Annotated in this window: 26 protein-coding genes; 23 read left to right on the plus strand and 3 right to left on the minus strand. The window is 24.1% G+C overall.

What is annotated here, in order from left to right; all coding sequences use genetic code 11:
- The first annotated feature begins 99 nt into the window (after positions 1 to 99).
- The 23 genes from AMYT_RS13750 (at position 100) to AMYT_RS13860 (ending at position 19,246) form a co-directional block, all read left to right on the plus strand.
- On the plus strand, positions 100 to 1,179 hold the full coding sequence (locus AMYT_RS13750; RefSeq protein WP_114843089.1) for an ABC transporter permease: 1,080 nt from the start codon (positions 100 to 102) through the stop codon (positions 1,177 to 1,179).
- Positions 1,176 to 1,796 carry an ABC transporter ATP-binding protein gene (locus AMYT_RS13755; RefSeq protein ID WP_114843090.1) on the plus strand — a complete coding sequence of 207 codons (621 nt, stop codon included), beginning with the start codon at positions 1,176 to 1,178 and terminating at the stop codon, positions 1,794 to 1,796. The genes AMYT_RS13750 and AMYT_RS13755 overlap by 4 nt, the downstream gene beginning before the upstream one ends.
- Positions 1,783 to 3,345 carry a cbb3-type cytochrome c oxidase subunit I gene (locus tag AMYT_RS13760; protein WP_114843091.1) on the plus strand — a complete coding sequence of 521 codons (1,563 nt, stop codon included), beginning with the start codon at positions 1,783 to 1,785 and terminating at the stop codon, positions 3,343 to 3,345. The genes AMYT_RS13755 and AMYT_RS13760 overlap by 14 nt, the downstream gene beginning before the upstream one ends.
- Positions 3,333 to 4,301, plus strand: coding sequence for a hypothetical protein (locus tag AMYT_RS13765; protein ID WP_114843092.1), 969 nt, complete (start codon positions 3,333 to 3,335; stop codon positions 4,299 to 4,301). The genes AMYT_RS13760 and AMYT_RS13765 overlap by 13 nt, the downstream gene beginning before the upstream one ends.
- On the plus strand, positions 4,289 to 4,813 hold the full coding sequence (locus AMYT_RS13770) for a YceI family protein (RefSeq protein ID WP_114843093.1): 525 nt from the start codon (positions 4,289 to 4,291) through the stop codon (positions 4,811 to 4,813). The genes AMYT_RS13765 and AMYT_RS13770 overlap by 13 nt, the downstream gene beginning before the upstream one ends.
- Before the next feature lie 3 nt (positions 4,814 to 4,816).
- Positions 4,817 to 5,263, plus strand: coding sequence for a hypothetical protein (locus tag AMYT_RS13775; protein WP_114843094.1), 447 nt, complete (start codon positions 4,817 to 4,819; stop codon positions 5,261 to 5,263).
- Positions 5,264 to 5,983: a metallophosphoesterase gene (locus tag AMYT_RS13780; protein WP_114843095.1), complete on the plus strand. Its 720-nt coding sequence runs from the start codon at positions 5,264 to 5,266 to the stop codon at positions 5,981 to 5,983.
- 64 nt (positions 5,984 to 6,047) lie between these two features.
- Complete coding sequence (locus AMYT_RS13785) at positions 6,048 to 6,716, plus strand: response regulator (protein ID WP_114843096.1); 669 nt, start codon at positions 6,048 to 6,050, stop codon at positions 6,714 to 6,716.
- Positions 6,709 to 8,094, plus strand: a complete 1,386-nt coding sequence (locus AMYT_RS13790; protein ID WP_228197868.1) for a sensor histidine kinase — start codon at positions 6,709 to 6,711, stop codon at positions 8,092 to 8,094. Before AMYT_RS13785 ends, AMYT_RS13790 begins: the two co-directional genes overlap by 8 nt.
- On the plus strand, positions 8,084 to 9,658 hold the full coding sequence (locus AMYT_RS15260) for an HD-GYP domain-containing protein (RefSeq protein WP_114843098.1): 1,575 nt from the start codon (positions 8,084 to 8,086) through the stop codon (positions 9,656 to 9,658). The genes AMYT_RS13790 and AMYT_RS15260 overlap by 11 nt, the downstream gene beginning before the upstream one ends.
- A gap of 83 nt (positions 9,659 to 9,741) precedes the next feature.
- Positions 9,742 to 11,349 (plus strand): phosphoethanolamine transferase, encoded by a 1,608-nt coding sequence (locus tag AMYT_RS13800; RefSeq protein WP_114843099.1) that lies wholly within the window; start codon positions 9,742 to 9,744, stop codon positions 11,347 to 11,349.
- Entirely contained in the window at positions 11,350 to 11,703 is a 354-nt protein-coding gene (locus AMYT_RS13805; protein WP_114843100.1) for a diacylglycerol kinase, read from the plus strand. It abuts the gene before it with no gap.
- A 179-nt stretch (positions 11,704 to 11,882) separates the two neighbouring features.
- The gene (gene yedE / locus AMYT_RS13810; RefSeq protein ID WP_114843101.1) at positions 11,883 to 13,079 is read left to right on the plus strand and encodes a selenium metabolism membrane protein YedE/FdhT; all 1,197 of its coding nucleotides are present in this window, start codon (positions 11,883 to 11,885) and stop codon (positions 13,077 to 13,079) included.
- A gap of 9 nt (positions 13,080 to 13,088) precedes the next feature.
- Positions 13,089 to 13,322, plus strand: coding sequence for a sulfurtransferase-like selenium metabolism protein YedF (yedF, locus tag AMYT_RS13815; protein ID WP_114843102.1), 234 nt, complete (start codon positions 13,089 to 13,091; stop codon positions 13,320 to 13,322).
- Positions 13,323 to 13,370: 48 nt separating this feature from the next.
- Complete coding sequence (locus AMYT_RS13820) at positions 13,371 to 14,291, plus strand: glutaminase (protein WP_114843103.1); 921 nt, start codon at positions 13,371 to 13,373, stop codon at positions 14,289 to 14,291.
- Between the two features lie 89 nt (positions 14,292 to 14,380).
- Positions 14,381 to 14,782, plus strand: a complete 402-nt coding sequence (locus AMYT_RS13825) for a DUF1924 domain-containing protein (protein ID WP_114843104.1) — start codon at positions 14,381 to 14,383, stop codon at positions 14,780 to 14,782.
- 8 nt (positions 14,783 to 14,790) lie between these two features.
- Positions 14,791 to 15,294 carry a diheme cytochrome c gene (locus AMYT_RS13830; protein WP_114843105.1) on the plus strand — a complete coding sequence of 168 codons (504 nt, stop codon included), beginning with the start codon at positions 14,791 to 14,793 and terminating at the stop codon, positions 15,292 to 15,294.
- A 1-nt stretch (position 15,295) separates the two neighbouring features.
- Positions 15,296 to 16,063 (plus strand): cytochrome b/b6 domain-containing protein, encoded by a 768-nt coding sequence (locus AMYT_RS13835; protein WP_114843106.1) that lies wholly within the window; start codon positions 15,296 to 15,298, stop codon positions 16,061 to 16,063.
- A 19-nt stretch (positions 16,064 to 16,082) separates the two neighbouring features.
- Positions 16,083 to 16,412, plus strand: a complete 330-nt coding sequence (locus tag AMYT_RS13840; RefSeq protein ID WP_114843107.1) for a cytochrome C — start codon at positions 16,083 to 16,085, stop codon at positions 16,410 to 16,412.
- Positions 16,372 to 16,749 (plus strand): hypothetical protein, encoded by a 378-nt coding sequence (locus AMYT_RS13845; RefSeq protein WP_114843108.1) that lies wholly within the window; start codon positions 16,372 to 16,374, stop codon positions 16,747 to 16,749. The genes AMYT_RS13840 and AMYT_RS13845 overlap by 41 nt, the downstream gene beginning before the upstream one ends.
- A complete protein-coding gene (locus tag AMYT_RS13850; RefSeq protein ID WP_114843109.1) occupies positions 16,742 to 17,404 on the plus strand; it encodes a response regulator transcription factor in 663 nt (220 codons plus the stop codon). Before AMYT_RS13845 ends, AMYT_RS13850 begins: the two co-directional genes overlap by 8 nt.
- Position 17,405: 1 nt before the next feature.
- Entirely contained in the window at positions 17,406 to 18,599 is a 1,194-nt protein-coding gene (locus AMYT_RS13855; protein ID WP_114843110.1) for an ArsS family sensor histidine kinase, read from the plus strand.
- 41 nt (positions 18,600 to 18,640) lie between these two features.
- Entirely contained in the window at positions 18,641 to 19,246 is a 606-nt protein-coding gene (locus AMYT_RS13860) for a trimeric intracellular cation channel family protein (protein WP_114843111.1), read from the plus strand.
- Here the strand turns inward: AMYT_RS13860 and AMYT_RS13865 are convergent.
- The 3 genes from AMYT_RS13865 to ruvC all read right to left on the minus strand — a co-directional run bounded on the left by AMYT_RS13865 (position 19,241) and on the right by ruvC (position 21,797).
- Positions 19,241 to 20,488 (minus strand): response regulator, encoded by a 1,248-nt coding sequence (locus AMYT_RS13865; protein WP_114843112.1) that lies wholly within the window; start codon positions 20,486 to 20,488, stop codon positions 19,241 to 19,243. The two genes, AMYT_RS13860 and AMYT_RS13865, sit on opposite strands and share 6 nt — an antisense overlap.
- A 186-nt stretch (positions 20,489 to 20,674) precedes the next feature.
- Entirely contained in the window at positions 20,675 to 21,250 is a 576-nt protein-coding gene (purN, locus tag AMYT_RS13870; RefSeq protein WP_114843113.1) for a phosphoribosylglycinamide formyltransferase, read from the minus strand.
- 79 nt (positions 21,251 to 21,329) lie between these two features.
- Positions 21,330 to 21,797, minus strand: a complete 468-nt coding sequence (gene ruvC, locus AMYT_RS13875; protein ID WP_114843114.1) for a crossover junction endodeoxyribonuclease RuvC — start codon at positions 21,795 to 21,797, stop codon at positions 21,330 to 21,332.
- Positions 21,798 to 22,034 lie beyond the last annotated feature (237 nt).

Consider the following 22,034-nt stretch of genomic DNA (forward strand, 5'->3'; position numbering starts at 1 on the left):
TAATTAAATTAATTGAAGATGAATAAAAATTCATATTTCATTCATTCTGTTTTCATTCTTTCTTGATAAATTTTCATTAACAATTTAAAAAGGAGTAGAATGTCAAATGCAATAAAGGCTTTAAAAGCCAATAAACTTAAGACATCTCTTATTGTTTTAAGTCTGATTTTTTCTATAACATCAATATTTTTAATTACTTCTATTTCAAATGGTGTTATTTCTATGTACTCTACAATGCTAAAAAGTGATGGAGATATAATTATCACTCAAAGAAAAATATCAGATACATTTTTTTCAAATATAGATATAAACTTAATTGAAAAATTAAATAACTTTAAAGAAGTTACAAAAGCTTCAGGCTTAATTGTGGGTGCAACTATTGTGGAAGAGTTACCTATAGTTGCTGTTTATGGAGTTACTACAAATAGGTTTGAAAACTATAAATTAATAAAAGGTAAATATCCTTTAAAACAAGAAGTTTTACTTGGAAAATCTATTTTTGATAGTTTAAAAAATAAAAATGAAGTATTAATTGCAAATAAAAAATTTAAAGTGTCAGGGGTTTTTCAAAGTTCTATTGGATTTGAAAATGGAGGAGTTGTATTAAATATTGAAGATGCAAGTTCTATTTTCAATAAAAGTGCTTCTATGATAATGGTAAATTGTAAAATTGACACAAATATATCTAAATTAAGTGATAAAATCAATCAACTAGATAGAAATATTGAAGCAAAATCTACAACAAGTTTTGTGGATAATTATAATCAATTTAAAATAATTAAAACCTCATCAAATGTAATTTCTTTTATCTCTTTTTGTATGGGATTACTAACTATTGCTTCAATTTTAAGTATTACTATAAATCAAAGAAAAAGTGAATTTGGAATTAAAAGAGCTATTGGGGTTCCTATGAAAAAAATTCTAATACAAATTATAAATGAGAGTTTGATTTTAGCAGTTATTAGTTTTTTTATTGCCTTATTTATTTCAAATATTGCCTTATATTTTATAAAAAACAGCTCACTTTTATATGGATATGTAAATGGAGAGATTTCACTAAATATTGCATTTTTTATTTTTATTACTTCTATTTTAATAGCTATATTAGGTTCAATTATTCCAGCACTAAATGCTTCAAAAACTGATCCAATTATTTTAATTCAAGGAAATAAAATATGATAAATTTAAAAAATATCTCTCATAAATATGATAAAGAATTTGCTTTAAAAAATATAAACCTTGAAATTAAAAAAGGTTCATTTGTGGCAATTACAGGGGAGAGTGGAAGTGGTAAAACAACACTTTTATCTATTCTTTCTACTTTATTAAAACCCACAAGTGGGGAAGCTTTTTTTGAAGGAATAAATTATGAAAATATTAAAAATATAGATGAATTTAGACAAAAAAATATTGGTTTTATTTTTCAGTTTCACTATTTGATAAATTATTTAACAGTAAAAGAAAATATCAATCTTGCAAAAGACAGTGCAACTAAAGAAGAAATTAAAAACCTATTGGCAACTTTAAAAATTGAAGATTTAATTAATTCATATCCAAATGAAATTTCAGGAGGACAAAGACAAAGAGTTGCAATTGCAAGAGCTTTAATTAATAATCCAAAAGTAATCTTTGCAGATGAACCCACAGGAAATTTGGATTCAAAAAACTCTTTAAATGTATTTAATATTTTTAAAAAACTATCACAAAAAGGTGTAACTATTGTAGTTGCTACTCATGATAAAGCTTTAGCGGCTTTTGCAGATATTAATATAAAGGTAAAAGATGGACAACTTTAATACATTTATAGAAAAACAGTTTAAAATTTCTATTATATTTTTATTTTTGGGATTATTTTTTGGGATTTTATACTCTATTAATCTATTGGGAGTATTTATTGATTCTACAACTTTAAATCCAGTAAATATAAGAAGTTTACATATCTCTCTTATGCTTTATGGGTTTGTACCTTTAATGCTTTCATATCTTCCTTTTTTACTTATAAATAAAGAAGTAGGAAGTATAAAAGATGGACTTTTTTATCTAAACTTATATACAATTTTTTGGTATATCTTTTTAATTTTTATGATAAGTTGCTTATTATTTGGGAATACAAGAGGCTTAGCTTTTTATGACTTTCCTTATGAACTAAATTTTATTTTAGCTTTTGCAGGTTTATTTTATATTATTGCTTTATATAAATATATTAAACAATATAAAGTAAAACCAACTTGGGTTAAAGTATCACTTTATATAGTTACTCTTGCTCCTTTTACTCTTTTAATCTTAATGAACCCAACTATTGGACAAGTTGAAAGTACAATTAGTGGTCCCCATGGAGATAATACTTTAGGTATGAGTTTTGCTTTAATTCCTATATATTACTTAATTATTAAACTATTAAACAAAGAAGAATTTAAAGCTAGATGGAATATTTTTTGGATGATTCCTTTAGCTTTTTATATCTTATCAGTTTTACATAGAAGCTTTATAGGTTCTTTATCATATAACCAAGAGTGGTTTTTTCAATATCTAACTTTACTTTATATTCCTTTATTATATAGATGGTATAAAGACTCAAACATTGATAAATACCCAAAGTTAGCTCTTTTAATCTCTATTCTTGCTTTTTTATTTGTGGATATTGAGGGAAATATTTTATTTATTCCTGAACTTAGATGGGTATTTCATAGAAATGATTTAGTGGTTGCTCATGCTCATGTGGCTATGGGAATTGGCGTATTTTTTATGGTTATTGCTATGTTTGTTCAATATATAAAACAACTTCAAAAAATCAACTTTTATATATTATATTTATTTGGTCTTCTTGGTATTTTTATAGTTTTAAGTATTAGTGGGTTTATTCAAGCAGGGATGATTAATGGCTCAACACAAAACCTTTGGGTTGCTAGAACTATTTTTGGAATTTTTACTTTTCTTTCACTAATAGCTTTTGTAAATTTTAAATTTAATTTTACAACTATGGAAAAATATAATCTATTTGGAGTGTTAAATGATGGTTTTGGAGGAGTATTTTTAATCTTACTTGCAAGTTTTTTATATCCAATATTAGATTTTAGTTTTGAGGGTAAATACGAATATATAGTTTTTGCTTTTGTAAGTATTACAGGGCTTATTCATTTTTTAGCTTTTAAATACAAAGAGTATGAATTAATACTTACAAAACTTACTGTTTTAATAAGAGTTTTTATAAGTTCAGTTTTTTTTGCTTTGTATATGTCTCATACATTAGGAGTTGTTGCTTTAGTAATATCTCTTTTTGATATTTCAATGGTTATTTTTTATCTACTTACTTTATATAAAAAGGAGCAATTATGCAAAAATTAGCCCTAATATTTTTTATAGCTTTTGAGTTATGTTATTATTTGCTTATAGCACAAACAGGAATTGTTGAACATTTTTCTTCAAATATTTTTATAATTGCTCCTCTTCCTATAGGTGGAGTTATTGGGTCAGTTTTAAGTTATTATATTAAGACTTCAACAAAAAATAAAATATTAGCTTTTTTAACAATTCAGTTAGGTGTTAGTATGTTTTATCCAAATTTAAATACTTTACTTTTATTTATTCTTGGAATTAGTGTTGGAGCACTTGCACCTTTACTTATAAATGAGTTAAAAAAAGCCTCAAATATTCAACTTGGGTTTGCTTTAGCTATCTCATATGCTTTAGGAACATTTATGTTTACATATGAAGCTTCAAAAAGAACAAATATTGCAATTGTTTTTACTCTTATTTCTTTAGTTTGTTCACTATTTTTAAATATAAAAGAACATAAAGATTTAACTAAAAACAGTTCTAATTTTTCCCTTTTTATAATGGTTTTATGGATATTTTTAGATTCTACTTTATTTGAAACACTTTCAAGGGATTTAAATACTTCTATTTGGAGAGATGGCTTTACTTTAGAAATAATTACTTTTCATTTAATTGGTGTTGCTAGTGCTTTTTATTTAAAAATGGAAAAAAATCAAAAAGAGTTATTAATTTTAACTTTATTTGCTCTTTCTTATTTATTTTATTTTTTACAAGAGGGATTGATCTTATCTATTGTTTATCCATTTGTAATCTCTTTTTACAATGTGATAATTCTTCAAACTATTGTAAAAAAAGATTTAAAAACTTTAGCAATTTATATGATTTTTATAGGTTGGGCCGCTTCAGGGGCTGGATTATTTGTAGCTTTAGAAAATCTAATTTTATATGTTCCAATTATTTTTCTAATTTGCTTAATTAAGATTTTAATAACACAACAAAAAAAGGAGATACCATGTATAAATTAATTTTAGTTGCATTACTTGCAGTTTTTGCAAATGCTCAAAGTTTAAATTTTTCTACAGGAAAAATAGAAGCACATACGGAAATTTTTGGGGATAGTAATATTAACCCTTTTTCAGAAAATATACAATCAACTTTATCAATTAAAGAAAAGATTGATTCTTTAAAAGGAGTAATAAAAATAAATACTCTAAGCTTACATAGCAATAATGAAAAAAGAGATGAACATATGTATGAGTTATTAAATACTACATTACATCCTCAAATCTCTTTTGAAATTACTTCTTTAACAAAAATAGAAGAGTTTTATGAAATACAAGGGGTTCTAACTTTAAATGGAGTAAAACAAGTAATTATGTCAAAAGCTAATATTTTAGAAGAGAATAACCATATTATTTTAAATGGAGATTTTTCTATAAATCTTACTTCATTTGAATTAAAACCGCCAAAACTTCTATTTTTAACAGTAAGAGATAGAATTGATATTAAATATAATTTAGATTATATTAAAGGATAAAAGGTGAAAAAGTTTTTATTATTAATAACTCTTTTAGTTTGTACTTATGCTCAAGAGTTTACCTTAAATACTAAGATACAAAACTTCTCTTTAGCTAATCAATTTGATGAAAAAAGAACTATAACAAATAATATTCAAACTATTATTGTCTCATTTGAAAAAGATACAGGAAAAGAAATAAATGAGTTTTTAAATGAAAAACAACCAGATTTCTTACAAAAACATAATGCAGTTTTTATTGCAAATATCTCTGGTATGCCTATGTTTGTTACAAAAATGTTTGCTCTTCCTAAAATGAGAAGTTATAAACATGAGATTTTACTAATTTATGATGAAAATGATAAAAGATTTATTGCCAAAGAGGGTAACTCAACTTTATATAAATTAGAAAATGGTGTAATAAAAAGTATAAAATTTATTACTAAAGATGATTTAGCAAAAGTTTTTTAAATGAAACTTCCAATTGCAACTACAAAAATTTTAGAAGTAAAAAGTGAGGCTTTGCATAATTTGCAAATCCTTCACCTAAGTGATTTACATATAAATAAAAAAACAACTCTTTGTGAAATAAAACAATTAATAAATATATGTAAAAACATAGCCTATGATTTCATTGCTTTAACAGGAGATATTATTGATTGTAAAGTAAAAGAGATAAAACCTCAACTAGAACTTTTAAACTCTTTAGAAAAGGTATATTATATAAGTGGTAACCATGATTTATTTTATGGAATAGAGCCTTTAAAACAAAGTTTAAATAACTTTACTTTTTTGGATAATACTACTACTTTTTTTACTTATAAAAATAGACAAATTGCCATTGCAGGATTAAGTGATAGATTCTCTAAATTTTTTAAAATAAAAAGAGAAGAAAAAAAAATTACTAACTTTTTAAAAGCTAATCCTATTTCTATTTTATTAGCTCATCAACCAAAAGATTATACTTTTGCTATAAATTCAAATACAAAATTATTTTTATGTGGACATACCCATGGAGGACAGATTTTTCCCTTTCATTATTTTGTAAAATTAGTACAACCTTTTTTAGCAGGAACCTTTTATAAACAGCAAACTTGTATTTATGTAAATAGAGGATTAGGTACTTGGGGGATAGATTTTAGATATAAAGCAAATAATGAAATTACTTTACTTAAATTAGTATATAAATAGTATTCATCTAAAATTCATATTTTTGTAATATAATTATTATCTAATTAAAAAATTAGAGGTTTTTATGAAAATACTAATTATAGAAGATGATGAAAAAATTATAAACTTTCTAAAAAAAGGTTTAGAAGAAGAGTCATATGTTATTGATTATTCTTTAAATGGAGATGAAGGTATATATCTTGCAAGTGTAAATGAATATGATTTAATTTTACTTGATATTATGCTTCCAATTAAAAATGGTATAGAAGTGTGTAAAACTTTAAGACAAAATAATATTAATACTCCAATAATTATGCTAACAGCAAAAGATACTATTGAAGATAAAATAAAAGGTTTGGATATAGGTGCAAATGATTATTTAGCAAAACCTTTTTCATTTAGTGAACTTCTAGCTAGAATTAGAGTACAACTAAGAACAAAAAACTCAAACCAAACAACACTTAAAATCTCAGATTTAGAACTTGATTTACTTTCAAAAACTGCAAAAAGAGCAGGAGATATTATCAATCTAACAGCAAAAGAGTTTGCTTTTTTAGAATATCTAATAAAAAATAAAGATAGAGTATTATCAGAAAGTGTAATAAGTAGTGCCTTAAGCAATATGGATGATATGAATATTAGTAATATTGTAAATGTATATATTTATAGACTTAGAAATAAAATAGATAAACCCTATGAAAAAAAACTTATAAAAACTATTAGAGGGTTAGGATTTAAAATAAGTGATGAATAATATATCAATCAAAAAAAAGCTTTTAATATATAATATTTTTATTCAAATAGTAATTTTATTTCTTTTTTCAATCTCTTTATATAAAACTTTAGAAATCTCTTCTAAAGATAAAGTGGAAGCTACTTTAAAAGTAATATTACTTGATGTGGTTGATGATGTAATTGAGCATAAAAATGAACTTACAAATAGAGTATTTGATGAAGAAAAAGAGTATAAGTTTGAACCTTTATATATTAGGCTTTTAGAACTACAAAATGATTTTTTAGTAATTAAAAGTACAACTTTTCCAAATGAGATAAAAAGTAAAATAGCTAAACTTAAATTATTAAAATCTAACAATATAGTTTTTGAATATCAAAAAGATTATATTATTAGTAGAATAAAGTTTGATATAAATAATAAAGACTATGTTATAGAAGTAGCAACTGATTTTACAACTATAAATTCTACTTTAGAAAATCTTATATATATTCTTTTATTTATTGTTCCTATTATTTTGATTTTTTCTATAATTGGAGGATATTTTTTAATTTACAAATCTTTTTCTCCCATAGAAAAACTTTTAGCAAATTTAAAAAGTATAAATGCAAGTGATTTATCTAAAAGACTTCCTTTTAAAAATAAAAATGATGAAATAGACCTTTTAGCAAAAGAGATAAATAATCTTTTATATAGACTTGAAATCTCTTTTAATAAAATCTCTCAATTTAGTAGTGATGCTTCCCATGAACTTAAAACTCCCCTTACAATTATTAGAGGAGAAATAGAGATAGCTTTAAGAAAAGATAGAGAAGTTTGTGAATATAAAAAAAGTTTAGAAAACTGTTTAGATGAAGTTATAGTAATACAACAAACCATAGATGATTTACTTTTTTTAGCAAGAAAAGAGCATGAAGTTATTGAACAAAGAAAAGATGAACTTTATCTTGATGAGGTTAGTTTAGAAGCCTTTAAAGAGATGCAATCTTTTGCAAAATTAAAAAATATAAAACTTTTATGCCAAATAGATGAAGCTATGCAAATAAAAGGTCATCATAAACTACTAAAAATAGCTATTAAAAATATACTTAAAAATGCAATTTCTTTTAGTTACGAAAATAGCGAAGTTATTATAAGAAATTATAGTGATGAATATAATTATATTATTTGTATTGAAGATAAAGGTATTGGCATTTGTAAAGAAGAACAAGAAAAAATTTTTGAAAAATTTTATAGAACAGATAAAAGTAGAAATAAAGAATCAGGTGGAACAGGACTTGGGATGGCTATTGTTGAAAAAATAGTAAAACTTCATCAAGGTAAAATAAAACTTGAAAGCCAAGAAAATATAGGAACAAAAGTATATTTTGTATTTAAAAAGGAAAATAATGAATATTAAAAAAGTTGTAAAACTAAACTTTTTAATTATTATTATTTTAATTTTATCTATTTTTTTAGTAAATAGTATTGTTTTGGAAAAATTAAAAGAGAATCAAATTTCAAAAAAAGAGATTTCAAAACTTGTATTTATGCAAGAAAATATGAATTTTTTAGTAAAAGATATAATTGATACTCAAAATCTTAAAGAGCTACAAGAGATAAAAGATGAATTTTTAACTTATGAAATAAAGTTTGAAAAAATAAAAGAGCTACTTTTAGTAAAAGATAAAGATGATTTTTTAGACTTTCTAATTAAAGATATACATAAACACCCTAAAGTTTTAAAGCACTTACTATTACTTTCAAAATCTGAAAAGAATATTGAAGAAAATTTTGAAAAAATTTTTGAAATACAAAAAAGAAAAATAGAATTAAATAGTCTATTTTTACAAGCTTATCCCAAAGAGAGTATCTTAAGAAAACAAATAGAAAAGCAAATTTTACAAACAAAAGATTTTACTATTTTAAAAGACTTTTCTGATATTAAATATTATAGTAAAGAGGTATTTTTTCAACATAAAGAAAAAGCCCACCTAGAACTTTTACTTAAAAAAATCTATTCTTTAGAAAAAAAATATTCAAATAAAGAAATCAAAGAGTATAGAAATATTGTAAAAATTATCTCAACTTATGTTTTAGAACTAAAAAAACTAGAAAATCAAGAAAAACTTTTACAAGATAATATTACTAAAATTGTAAAAGAAAATAAAAATTTAAACTTTAAAATTGAACATGAAATAGAAAAGTTATCTTCAGATTTTAGTAAAAAAAGCTACTCTTTTATTATTACTTTACTTCTTTTAACTATTGTTTTAATTATCTACTTATCTTTTAAAGTTAATCGAAATGTTTCTTTTACTTTTGATGAAATTGAACAAAAAGTTCAAGAGGGTTTAAAAACCATAAAAAAATTAAATAAAGAGATTGAAGATACACAAAAAGAAGTTGTATTTACTATGGGTGCTATTGGAGAAAGTAGAAGTAAGGAGACAGGAAACCATGTAAAAAGAGTTGCTGAGTATTCTAAACTTCTAGCTTTATATTCTGGACTTTCTTTAAAAGAAGCAGAACTTTTAAAACAAGCAAGCCCTATGCATGATATAGGAAAAGTAGCTATTCCTGACTCCATTTTAAATAAGCCTGGAAGATTTGATGAAGAAGAAAGACAAATTATGAATACCCATGCAAAATTAGGTTACGATATGCTTAAACATTCAAATAGACCTCTTTTAAAAGCAGCAGCCATTGTCTCTTTACAACATCATGAAAAATGGGATGGAACAGGTTATCCAAAAGGTTTAAAAGAAGATCAGATTCATATTTATGGAAGAATAACAGCCCTTGCAGATGTTTTTGATGCACTTGGAAGTAATAGATGCTATAAAAAAGCTTGGGAAGATGAAAAAATATTTAAACTTTTTAAAGAGGAAAAAGGTAAACATTTTGATCCAAAATTAGTAGATATATTTTTTGAACATTTAGAAGAGTTTTTAAAAATAAGAGATAGTTTTCAAGATAATTGAAACTGTTAATTTTATATTAATCCTTTATTAATCAAATATTGACACTTAGAGATTATAATTTCTAAAATCAATAAAGGAAAAATATGAAATCCTCTTCATATAAAATAATCTTATATATCTCCCTACTTTTTACTCTTTTTTATAATTTTTCTTTTTTTAAAAATTTTTTTATAACTTATAATTTCACTGGGATAAATATAGCCTATACTATTAGTATAATTATTACACTTTTTGCATTTATTTCATTTGTTTTAAGTTTATTAAGCTCTAAATATATTTTTAAACCTTTTATTATTTTAGTTTTAGTTGTCTCTTCTTTTACGGCTTACTTTATGGACACTTATAATGTTATAATTGATCATAGTATGATTAGAAACTCTTTGCAAACAAATCTTGAAGAGTCTATGGATTTATTTAGTTTTCAACTTATTTTATATGTTTTATTTTTAGGAATAATTCCAAGTATTTTAATTTATAAAATAAAACTTTCATATGGTACTTTTAAACAAGAAAGTATTAAAAAAATAAAAATTCTTTTTTTACTTTTATTAATTATTTTAATAAACCTATTTAGTTTCAGTAAATTTTATACTTCATTTTTTAGAGAGCATAAAACATTAAGATATTATGCAAATCCTACTTTTTGGATGTTTAGTGTGGTAAATTATGCAAAAAGAACTATTTACAATGGAAAAATTGTTTTAAAAGAAGTGGGCAAAGATGCAAATATAAAAGAACCTATTGAAGAGAAAAAAGAGTTAGTAATTATGGTTGTAGGAGAAGCTACAAGAGCAGATAGATTTTCTTTAAATGGGTATGAAAGAGAAACAAACCCTCTTTTAAAAAAAGAAGAGATTTATAACTTTTCAAAAATGTCTTCTTGTGGAACTTCAACAGCACACTCCGTTCCTTGTATGTTTTCTAAATTTAATAGAGATAATTATAGCTATAAAAAAGGTATTTCAAATGAAAATGTTTTAGATATATTAAAACATACAAAACAAGTAAATATTTTATGGAGAGATAATAATTCTGATTCAAAAGGTGTAGCACTTAGAGTAAAATATGAGGATTTTAGAAGTTCTAAAACAAATACTATTTGTGAAAAAGATGGTGAGTGTAGAGATGAAGGAATGCTTGTGGGACTTGATAATTTTATAAAAGAAAGTGGAAAAAATGATATATTAATTGTTCTTCATCAAATGGGAAATCATGGTCCTGCATATTATAAAAGATACCCTAAAGAGTATGAAAAGTTTACTCCTATTTGTAAAACAAATCAACTAGAAAAATGCACAAAAGAAGAAATTAACAATGCATATGACAATGCTATTTTGCATACAGATGCTTTTTTATCAAAGGTAATTAATTTTCTAAAACCTTATTCAAAAAAGTATGAAACAGCTATGATTTATATGAGTGACCATGGGGAAAGCTTAGGAGAAAATGGGATTTATTTACATGGAATGCCATATTTTATGGCTCCTGATACACAAACGCATGTGGCTTCTTTAATGTGGTTTGGAGAGAGTATGAAAGAAGAATTAGATACTAAAAAACTAAATGAATTAAAAGATAAACCTTTTTCTCAAGATAATTTATTTCATACTTTACTTGGTATGTTTGAAGTAACAACAGATGTTTATAAAAAAGAACAAGATATTTTATTTGAAATTAGGAAGGAAGAATAAATGAGAAACCAACCAAAATATAACTTTTTTAAAAATAGTTCTTATGCAATAGAAGGATTAAAAGATTTAGTAAAAACTGAAACTTCTTTTAAAATAGAACTATTTTGTGCATTTATTCTTATACCTATAATTTTTTATATTGATACTTCTTTTACAAATAAACTTCTAATGTTTATTACTTTTAGTGGTGTACTTTTAGCAGAAATAATAAATAGTGCTATTGAAAGAACTGTTGATTTAGTAACCTTAGAATATCATCAAATGGCAAAAAAAGCAAAAGATGTGGGAAGTGCAATTGTCTTTTTAAGTATAAGTATTTGTTCTATTACTTGGGTTCTAGTTTTATTTAACTAAGACTTTGGTAAATAAAATTTTACCATTTTAATACATTCTAAAGTTATTTTTGATAATATTCCTTCAAGATTTGTGGTACAAATTGACATCTTGATCTACTTTTATTCAAGTTCTGTCCTAAAATATTTTGAAAATACTTTCAAAATTATCTACTTTTTTAACTCTTAGGAGTAACTATTATGAGCTTTTGGCAAAATTTCAAAAGAGATTTTTTAGTTAAATTTTGGGCTCCAATCCCTGCTGTAATTGCACTTGGAGTTTTATCTGCTTACTATTTTGGACTTACTGGTACATATTGGGCTGTTACTGGTGAATTTACAAGATGGGGTGGACATGTATTAGAAGCATTTGGTGTAGACTTATCTACTTGGGGATATTATAAAATTATGAATATGAATGGAAATATCTTTACAAGGGTTGATGGGGTTATGATTATTGGTATGTTTGCAGGATGTATTGCAGCAGCATTTTGGGGAAATAATGTAAAACTTAGAATGCCAGTAAGTAATATTAGAATCTTTCAAGCTTTAATCGGTGGTATTATTGCAGGTTTTGGGGCAAGACTTGGTATGGGTTGTAACTTAGCTAGTTTCTTTACTGGTATTCCACAATTTTCATTTCATGCTTGGATGTTTACTCTTGCAATGATTGTTGGAGTATATTTAGGAGCTAAATTTTCTCTTCTTCCTTTTTTCCAATCAAAAATAAAATTAAAAAAAGTTTCTTGTGCTAAAACTTTAGAAACTGATACAAAAAAAGTTAAAAACTTTTTTACATTGGGAACATTTGCATTTTTAGCAATAATTATATGGGCAATATTTTTAATTTTTATTCAAGGAAGTACAAAACTTGGAATGGCAATGCTTTTTGGAAGTGCCTTTGGTCTTGCAATTGCAAAAGCTCAAATTTGTTTTACTTCTGCATTTAGAGATATTTTTACAACAGGTAGAAGCCAATTAGCAAAAGCTATTGTTATTGGTATGGCTGTGGCAACTCTTGGAGTATTTTCATATATTATGATGGGACAACCTCCTAAAATTATGTGGGCTGGACCTAATACAATTATTGGTGGAATATTATTTGGTTTTGGAATAGTATTAGCTGGTGGTTGTGAATGTGGATGGATGTATAGAGCTGTTGAAGGTCAAGTACATTTTTGGATAGTTGGTATTGGAAATGTAATTGGAGCTACACTATTAGCTTTTGTATGGGATGATTTATCATTAAGTTTAGCTACAAGTTGGCCAAAAATCAACTTACTTGAATCATTTGGAAATTATGGTGGATTATTCTTAAACTATGGATTATTACTAATTTTATTTATATTAGTTCTAGTTTTAGAAAAAAGATATTTAAATAAATCAAAAAATAAATAAGGATTGAAAATGAAAGAGATTATTCCTGATTTTAGACTTGATATGCAAGGGGAACCTTGTCCTTATCCAGCAGTAAATGCTTTAGAGGCTATGAAAGAGTTAAAAAAAGGTGAAATTTTAGAGATTATTAGTGATTGTCCACAAAGTATTAATAATATCCCTGCTGATGCAAAAAACCATGGATATGAAGTTTTAGAAGTGGATAGTAGCGGTCCTACAATTAGATATTTAATCAAAAAATAATCTTAGTTTATTAGAGGTATAATACCTCTAATATAAACAAGGATTAGTATGAATTATCAAAAAATTTTAGAAGAAATACAAATACAAATACAAAGCGAATTACCAAAAGGTGAAGTTGCTAGCTATATTCCTGCACTAAAAAATGTTCAAGCTGATGATTTTGCAATGAGCATAAAACTTCTTGATGGAACAAGTTATAATATAGGTTGTTTTGATAAAAAGTTTTCTATTCAAAGTATCTCTAAAGTTTTTACTTTTGCTATGGCTTTAAAACTTTATGGAAAAGATTTATATAAAAGAGTTTGGTATGAACCTTCTGGAAATCCTTTTAACTCCCTAGTTCAACTTGAATATGAAAAAGGAATTCCTAGAAATCCATTTATAAATGCAGGTGCTATTGTTACAACAGATAGCTTACTATCTTACTATAAAAATAAAAATATTACTTTTAATGAAATTAATCATTTTATAAATAGCTTATGTAAAAAAGAGATTTTTTATAATGAAGAGATTTTTAAATCTGAATTAGAATCTGGATATAGAAACCAAGCCCTTGCTAGTTTAATGAAAAGTTTTAAAAATATAAATAACCCTATAAAAGATACTTTAGAAACTTATTTTAAACACTGCTCACTTATGATGAGTTGCGAAGAGTTAGCCACAGCAATGCTATTTTTAGCAAACCATGGGGTTGACCCTCTTACAAATAAAGAGTTTATTACTGCACCAAAAGCAAAAAGAGTAAATGCTTTAATGCTAACTTGTGGACATTATGATGCTTCAGGAGATTTTGCTTTTCATGTGGGATTACCAGGTAAAAGTGGTGTGGGAGGAGGAATTGTAGCTATTGTTCCAAAAAAAATGGCTATTTGCGTATATTCTCCAAGACTAAATGAAAAAGGAAACTCTCATACAGGAACAAAAGCCTTAGAGCTTTTTACTACTTTAACTGAACTTTCTATTTTTTAAAATGTAAAGAAATTGTCAAGAAACTTTACATAAAAAATTTAAACTATTCCTTTATACTTTCAAAATAACTTGAAATATAAAGGAATAAGATGAAAAGTTTACTTTTAATATTTACTTTAATTACTCTTTCTTGGAGTACGAATTTAGATGAATATTTAAATACTTTAAAACAAGAAGCTACTAAAGAAAATCCAAACTTTAAAGAGTTTAATGTAAAAAGAGGTGAAGAGATATTTACTTCTAAACATATTGGTAAAAAAGGTAAAGAAATAGCTTGTACTTCTTGCCATGGTATAGATTTAACAAAAACTAGTGAGAACTTCTTTACAGCAAAAAAAATAGAACCTTTATCAACTAAAGCAAATCCTTCAAGATTAACAGATGTAAAAAAAGTTCAAAAGTGGTTAAAAAGAAACTTTAATGATGTATATAATAGAGTTGGTACAGCACAAGAAAAAGGTGATGTTCTAGTTTATATTTTAAGTAAATAAGGATAAAAATGAAACCTTTAATTTTATTAATATTTATAAATATAGCTTTATTTAGTAGTGGTTTAAAAAAAGATGTTCCCTTAGTTACAAATGAAATATATACTAATGAGTGTGGCTCTTGTCACTTTGCATATTTTCCTGGACTATTGCCTCAGAACTCTTGGGAAAAACTAATGTCTGGTTTAGATAATCATTTTGGAGATGATGCCTCTGTTGATGAACAAACTTTTCAAACTTTATCAAAATTTCTAAATGATAATAGTGCTGAAAAAAATATGAATTATAAAAGAAGTAGAAAAATAGTAAAAAGTATTGCAAAAGATGAAGTTTATATTGCTATTTCAAAAACACCATATATTCATAAAAAGCATAAAAAAATAAGAAAAGATTTAATTACTCAAAAAGAAGTAAAAGGACTTTTTAACTGTACAGCTTGCCATAAAAGTGCAAAAAAAGCAATTTTCAATGATGATGATGTAAATATTCCAAATTATGGAAAATGGGAGGATTAAAATGAATAAATCTTATATTTGGTCACTTCCAACAAGAGCCTTTCACTGGCTTTTTGTAGTTGGAATTTTAGTAGCTTTTTTAACTGATGATGATCATTTATTAAATTATCACGCAATAGTTGGTTATGCTTTATTAATTTTATTAGCATTTAGAATTTTATGGGGAGTTTTTGGACCTAAATATTCAAAATTTAAAGATTTTCCAACTAGTGAGATTAAACAGTATTCTTCAACTATTTTTAGTAAAGAATCAAAATATATTGGACATAATCCAGCAGCTTCATATATAATGATTATTATGTTAGTTTGTACTTTTCTTATCATTCTTACAGGTGTTTTAACATATGGAATTCAAGAAGGAAAAGGTATATTAGGATTTTTAAATGAAACATATTTTAAAAATATGAAAAGTATGGATAATATCCATGAATTTTTTGCAAACTTCTTTATCTTTTTAATTGTTCTTCACCTAATTGGTATAGTAGTTGATAAATTTTTACATAAAGAAGTTGAGACTTTAAAATCAATTTTTACAGGATATAAAAATAGTAAAGAAGATAAAAGTATAAAACTAAATATTTTTCAAAAACTTTTTGCAGGCCTTATGTTTATACTTTTAATAGCTTTTTTAGTTTTTAATTTATTAAATCCTAAAAATATGTTAGTTGCTTCTATTAATAAACCTATTGATTATAAAGTACAAAATGAATTTTTTGTAGAAGAGTGTGCTTCATGTCATACTCTTTATCCCACCATTTCTTTTGCCTAAAAACTCTTGGAATATTTTAATGAATGATTTAGAAAATCATTTTGGAGATGATGCTTCTATTGATTTAAATACTAATAATATAATTTTAGAGTTTTTGGAAAAAAATAGTGCCGAAACTTCTACAAAAGAAGCAAGTGTTATGATTTTGGATTCTTTAAAAAATAAAGATATAATAGCTATAACTAATACTATTTATTGGAAAGAAAAACATAAAAATATAAAAAAAGAGATATTTTTAAATAGTTTAGTTAAAAGTAAAGCAAACTGCAAAGCTTGCCATAGTGATATAGAAAAAGGTTTAATAGAAGATGAAAATATTAAAGATATTAGTAGTTTTAGCTCTATGTAGTCTTACTTTATTTGCAAAAGAGGCTAATCATATATATAAAAATTTAGATTTTTTAATGCTTGATAAAATTCAACAAGAAAAATTAAAAGAGATTTTAATTTCCCATAAAAAAAGATATGAAAAATTTTATATATATAAGCAAAAAGAAGAAAAAAAACTACAAGAACTAATAAAGCAAGATTATTTTGATGAAGAAAAATATGAAGATATAGCAGAAGATATAGAAGAAGAAGCAATTGAACTTGAAGTTAAAACCCTAAAAAAAATACATAAAATATTAACTAAAGAACAAAGAGAAAAGTTTTCTTTATATTTACAGGAGTGGAAAGTTGAATAAAAAAGTCTTACTAATTGAAGATGATATTCAAATGCAAAAATTAATTGTTGAATATCTAAAAGATTATAATCTTGACTGCACAGCAGTTTCCCACCCCAAAGAGGCCTTAAAAATTTTAAAAGAGAAAAATTTTTCTATAATAATCCTTGATTTAATGCTTCCTGAAATGGATGGTTTTGATTTATTTAAACAAATTAAAAAAATCTGTAATACTCCTATTGTTATCTCTTCAGCAAGGGCAGATATAGGAAATAAAATACATGGATTTGAACTTGGAGCTGATGATTATTTAGCAAAACCTTATGAACCAAGAGAACTTGTATTAAGAATAGAATATATTTTAAAAAAAACCTTTAATAATATTCATAAAATTTCTGATTTTACTATTGATAAAATAAATAAAGAAGTATATTTAGAAGACTACCCTATTGATTTAACAAAAATAGAGTATGAAATATTTTTATTTTTATGTGAAAATTTAAATAAAGTCTCTTCAAGACAGCAAATAATCAATGCAACTTCTTTAAATGAGGATACAAAAAATAGAACTATTGATATGCATATTTCAAATATAAGACAAAAAATTGGTGATGATTCTAAATTTCCTAAATATATAAAATCTATTTGGGGAATTGGATATAAATTAGTAGGTTAAAATGTCAATTCTAAAAAAGATTTCTATTTTATTTTTTATTAGCTTAACATTAATGAGTATTATTGGTATATGGACAGATAATATTAATTCAAAAAGAGTAGATAATCTAATAAAAGAAAAATATGTAAAAGTTGCAAATGAAATTTTAGAAAACTTTGATAATAAAATAAAAATAGATAAAATTTTAGAAAAGCATCACTTAAAAAGCTTAAAAACTAAACCAAAAAATAATGAAATCTTTTTTTATAAAGAGTTTACTTTTGGATATATTTCTATTGAAAAAAAAAGTTTTGAAGATGAGTTTATTTTAGAAATAAATTATTTAGATGAAAAATATATTTTAAAAACACAAGATGAAGAAAATTTAAAAGATAAGATGATTTTAAATGGTTTAGTTTTTTTAGATATATTTGTTTTAATATTGATTTTTTTATATTTAATTAAATTATTAACACCTTTAAAAAATATAAGTTTAGAAATAACAAAATTTGCAAATGGAGATTTATCTAGAAGATTAAATATAAAATCAAAAGATGAAATAGGACAACTAAGTAGTGCTTTTAATAAAATGGCTTCATCTTTAGAAGAGTTAATTAAAACTAGACAAGAACTTTTAAAAGATATAGGACATGAATTAAGAACTCCTATAGCAAAAGGAAAGTTTGCCATTGAAAAAATTGAAAATTTTTCACAAAAAGAACTTTTAAAAAAAATATTTAAAGATTTAGAATCACTTACAAATGAACTAATTGAACTGGAAAAATTAAACTCTAAAGAGTTAGAATTATCCACTTTTGATATGGAAACTTTAATTATTCAAGCATTAAATAAACTCTATATTGAAGATGAAAATCTAATTTATATAAATATAGAAGATAACTTTAAAATAAATGCAGATTTACATTATCTTTCAATGGCACTTAAAAATTTAATAGATAATGCAATAAAATATGCCACTAATTATCCAATAGAAATTAAAGTAAAAGATAAAAAAATATATATAATTAATAGTGCAAAAGAGTTAAGTAAAGATTTAGAATATTATTTAAAACCTTTTACTCAAGAACTTTCTCAAAGGGATGGCTTTGGGCTAGGACTTAGTATTGTTCAAAAAGTTTTAAAAAAACATAATTTTAATCTTTTATATAAATATAAAAACAATAAGATTCACTTTATAATTTGCTTAAATAGTTAAGTGCATTTTTTGTATAATTTTTAAAAATTTAAAGGTGTTAAATGAGTGCATTAGAAATCGCTGATATTATAGGTATTATCTCTTTTGCACTTAGTGGTTTTTTAATTGCTGTTCACTATAAACTAGATATTTTAGGAGTTTTTATCTCTTCATTTTTAACTGCTCTTGGTGGAGGGATGATAAGAGATGTAATTTCAAATAAAATTCCATATGTATTTACTGATACAACTCCTATAATGCTTGTAATTGCTACTGTTTTATTATCTTATATTTTAAAATTACATACTATTAACAATCTTGAAGGGAAAACTACTTTTATTGTTTCTGATGCTATAGGATTAGCTTCTTTTGCTATTACTGGTTCACTAATTGCCATAGAAAATGATTTTAACTTTTTAGGGGTTTTAATCTTAGCTTTTTTAACAGCTGTGGGAGGGGGAACTACAAGAGATATATTAATTAATAAAGTTCCTTTTATACTTGTTTCTGAATTTTATGCAACAGTAGCAATGATAGTAGGACTTATAATATATATTTTGCATTTATTTAATATTATAAATATCTTTACATTAACAATTGTTTTTATTTTTGGTGTAAGTCTAAGGCTTTTAGCTTTTTATAGAAAATGGCATCTTCCAAAACTATAATTTTTTAGTTCTTTCCAACTGATGTTCCCTATGCTCAATTACTTCTTTTAAATTAGAAATTATCTTAGATTGCTCACGAACTTGATCATTTAATTTAACAAATTCATCCCTTCTTAAATTCATCTCTAAACTTAATTTATCATTTTTCTTTTTTAAATCATCATTAATTATTTTAAATTTTTTTAATTTATTTACCAATTCAAAAAGTTTGTCATAACTCTCTTTTCTTGTTTTTTCCATATTATTATTTAAGTTTTTTATCTCTTTTTCATAATATAATAGTTGAGAATATTGTTTTGAACTTTTCTCTTTTTCATTTTCATAAGCTTCATTTCTAAATAAAACAGCTTTTTCTAAAGTTTTTATATTAGATTCAAGTTTTTTTATTTCAGATAGATATAAAGTCTCTTTTTGTTTTGACTCTTTTATACTACTTAAAATATTTTTTTTAAACTTTCTTTTTTCATTTTCATCATCAGTTATTAAAAATCTAATACCTATATATTCAACTATTTCATTTTTGGCATTAAATCTTGGAATTATTGTAGCATTAACATAATATGGTTCCCCATTTTTAGCCCTATTTTTAACCTTTCCTTGCCACATTTTTCCAACTTTAATTTCATCCCATAAGGTTTGAAAAATTTGACTTGGCATCTCTGGATGTCTTACAATATTATGAGCTTCTCCTAAAAGTTCATCTTTTGTATAACCTGAAGTTTCACAAAATCTTTGATTTACAAAAGTAATAACCCCTTTTTTATTAGTTCTTGAAATAATAGCAACTTTATCAATTACACTAATATATTGTTCAAGTTCTACTTGTTGAAGTTTTACAAGTTTTGAGTTTTCAACATCTTTTGTAATTTGTTGAATTTTTAATATCATATCTTCCACATCATAAGGCTTAAGAATATATGCAGCAGTATTAAGTTTAATAGCATCAAGTAAAAATTTTGATTCAGAATAAGCAGTTGCAAATATTACAGGAATATCTTTATTATCTATTCTTATTTGCTTTAACATCTCTATACCAGAAAGATTTGGCATATTTATATCACTAATAATAATATCTATTTCATCTTTTTTATTATTAAAGAGTTGTAATCCTTCTTCTCCATTTGAAGCTATAAATACATTTTTAAAAAATGTTTTAAAAATTCTTCCTAGTTCCTCTTGAGTAGATTGATGATCTTCAACATATAAAATAGATAAGTTTGATAAAAAACTTAAATCTAACATATTCTTCCCTACATGTTTTTATATATTAAAATCTAAAAATAATTTAATTATAAAAATTATATAGTTCTTTAGTTTTAAATTACTTTAAGTTAATTACCAATTATATAGTATTTTGTGTATTTTTGTAATAATTATTTTATAAAATTTTTAAATTTAAATTATAAAAAATAATATTATTTTGTAAGATTAATTAAATAATTTTTTTAAAGCCTCTAAAATTGCTTCTTTTTCTAAGTTTTTAATTTTATTTTCTAAAGATTCAACTGTTTCATCATTAGATAATTCTAAAGATTTTTGTAAAATATACTCACCTTCATCATAATTTTCATCTACAAAATGAATAGTAACACCTGAAAATTTTTCTTTTGCTTTAATTACTGCTTCATGAACATATCTGCCATACATTCCTTGCCCACCAAATTTTGGTAAAAGTGCTGGATGGGTATTTATTATTTTGTTTTTAAATTCAGATATTAAATTTTTTTCTATTTTTTTCATATATCCTGATAAAAAAATATAATCACATTTAAACTCTTTTAATAAGTTTGTAATAACTAAATCTAAATCTTGATTTTCATATGTTTTACTATTTACAATAAAATTTGGAATATTATATAAACTTGCTTTTTGTAAAACTTTTGCACTAGTATTATTTGAAATAACCACAACTACCTGAGCATCTAAAATCTTATCCTCACATGCTTTTTGTATATATTCAAAACCACTTCCATTATGTGATGATAATATTCCTATTCTTTTCATAATATATTCCTAAATCTTATTTAAAGGCGAATTATAATTAAATTTATAAAAAATTTCAAAATCTTTTTAAGTTAATTTATTAATTTAATCTTTGTGCGTGGGTTAATGCAATTGCAATTGCATCTGTAATATCAAGAGGTTTTATCTCTTTTTTTATACCTAAAAGTCTTTTTACCATAAATGCTACTTGTTCTTTTTGTGCTTTTCCATTTCCTGTTACAGCCTGCTTTACTTGCAAAGGTGTATATTCACTAAAATTTCCAAATTCTAAAAGAACTTTTAAAGATATTGCTCCTCTAAATTGAGCAAGTTTTATAACTGTTTTTGGATTATATGCATAAAACATATCTTCAATAGCAACCTCATCAATAGAAAACTTTTTAAATATCATATCAAGACCTTCTGTCATCTCCACAATTTGTTCTTGTAAAATTTTAGTTTTTATTTTTATTAACCCTGCTTCTAAAAGTTTAATATCCCTTGCATTTTTTTCAATTATTGCATATCCACAATTTCTAGTTCCTGGATCTATTCCTAATATTTTCACTACTTATTCACCTTTTATTCATCACATATAATTTTAAGTTTTCAACTTTTCACTTTAGTTTATTTCACTTTATTCACATATATAAACTATGGAATAATCGTTAATCTTTAATAAATGTTCACTTAATCTAAAATTTTTTTCACAGTAAATTTTAAATTTATTCACCTATAGTTTTCTCTTTTTATAAATATTTAGATATAATAATTACCAATTATAAATTTAAAGAGTATATATTAT

Source organism: Malaciobacter mytili LMG 24559, from assembly GCF_003346775.1.
In the GTDB taxonomy this organism is placed as follows: Bacteria; Campylobacterota; Campylobacteria; order Campylobacterales; family Arcobacteraceae; genus Malaciobacter; species Malaciobacter mytili.

What these genes read in the sequence shown, in the direction of transcription:
- AMYT_RS13770 (WP_114843093.1), top strand. Translation starts at nt 4,289, where the DNA reads ATGTATAAATTAATTTTAGTTGCATTACTTGCAGTTTTTGCAAATGCT.
- AMYT_RS13865 (WP_114843112.1), bottom strand. Translation starts at nt 20,488, where the DNA reads ATGTTAGATTTAAGTTTTTTATCAAACTTATCTATTTTATATGTTGAA.
- AMYT_RS13860 (WP_114843111.1), top strand. Translation starts at nt 18,641, where the DNA reads ATGAGTGCATTAGAAATCGCTGATATTATAGGTATTATCTCTTTTGCA.
- purN (WP_114843113.1), bottom strand. Translation starts at nt 21,250, where the DNA reads ATGAAAAGAATAGGAATATTATCATCACATAATGGAAGTGGTTTTGAA.
- AMYT_RS13750 (WP_114843089.1), top strand. Translation starts at nt 100, where the DNA reads ATGTCAAATGCAATAAAGGCTTTAAAAGCCAATAAACTTAAGACATCT.
- AMYT_RS15260 (WP_114843098.1), top strand. Translation starts at nt 8,084, where the DNA reads ATGAATATTAAAAAAGTTGTAAAACTAAACTTTTTAATTATTATTATT.
- yedF (WP_114843102.1), top strand. Translation starts at nt 13,089, where the DNA reads ATGAAAGAGATTATTCCTGATTTTAGACTTGATATGCAAGGGGAACCT.
- AMYT_RS13760 (WP_114843091.1), top strand. Translation starts at nt 1,783, where the DNA reads ATGGACAACTTTAATACATTTATAGAAAAACAGTTTAAAATTTCTATT.
- AMYT_RS13800 (WP_114843099.1), top strand. Translation starts at nt 9,742, where the DNA reads ATGAAATCCTCTTCATATAAAATAATCTTATATATCTCCCTACTTTTT.
- AMYT_RS13755 (WP_114843090.1), top strand. Translation starts at nt 1,176, where the DNA reads ATGATAAATTTAAAAAATATCTCTCATAAATATGATAAAGAATTTGCT.
- AMYT_RS13780 (WP_114843095.1), top strand. Translation starts at nt 5,264, where the DNA reads ATGAAACTTCCAATTGCAACTACAAAAATTTTAGAAGTAAAAAGTGAG.
- AMYT_RS13830 (WP_114843105.1), top strand. Translation starts at nt 14,791, where the DNA reads ATGAAACCTTTAATTTTATTAATATTTATAAATATAGCTTTATTTAGT.
- AMYT_RS13790 (WP_228197868.1), top strand. Translation starts at nt 6,709, where the DNA reads ATGAATAATATATCAATCAAAAAAAAGCTTTTAATATATAATATTTTT.
- AMYT_RS13820 (WP_114843103.1), top strand. Translation starts at nt 13,371, where the DNA reads ATGAATTATCAAAAAATTTTAGAAGAAATACAAATACAAATACAAAGC.
- AMYT_RS13835 (WP_114843106.1), top strand. Translation starts at nt 15,296, where the DNA reads ATGAATAAATCTTATATTTGGTCACTTCCAACAAGAGCCTTTCACTGG.
- AMYT_RS13825 (WP_114843104.1), top strand. Translation starts at nt 14,381, where the DNA reads ATGAAAAGTTTACTTTTAATATTTACTTTAATTACTCTTTCTTGGAGT.
- AMYT_RS13805 (WP_114843100.1), top strand. Translation starts at nt 11,350, where the DNA reads ATGAGAAACCAACCAAAATATAACTTTTTTAAAAATAGTTCTTATGCA.
- AMYT_RS13845 (WP_114843108.1), top strand. Translation starts at nt 16,372, where the DNA reads ATGAAAATATTAAAGATATTAGTAGTTTTAGCTCTATGTAGTCTTACT.
- AMYT_RS13855 (WP_114843110.1), top strand. Translation starts at nt 17,406, where the DNA reads ATGTCAATTCTAAAAAAGATTTCTATTTTATTTTTTATTAGCTTAACA.
- yedE (WP_114843101.1), top strand. Translation starts at nt 11,883, where the DNA reads ATGAGCTTTTGGCAAAATTTCAAAAGAGATTTTTTAGTTAAATTTTGG.
- AMYT_RS13785 (WP_114843096.1), top strand. Translation starts at nt 6,048, where the DNA reads ATGAAAATACTAATTATAGAAGATGATGAAAAAATTATAAACTTTCTA.
- AMYT_RS13765 (WP_114843092.1), top strand. Translation starts at nt 3,333, where the DNA reads ATGCAAAAATTAGCCCTAATATTTTTTATAGCTTTTGAGTTATGTTAT.
- AMYT_RS13840 (WP_114843107.1), top strand. Translation starts at nt 16,083, where the DNA reads ATGAATGATTTAGAAAATCATTTTGGAGATGATGCTTCTATTGATTTA.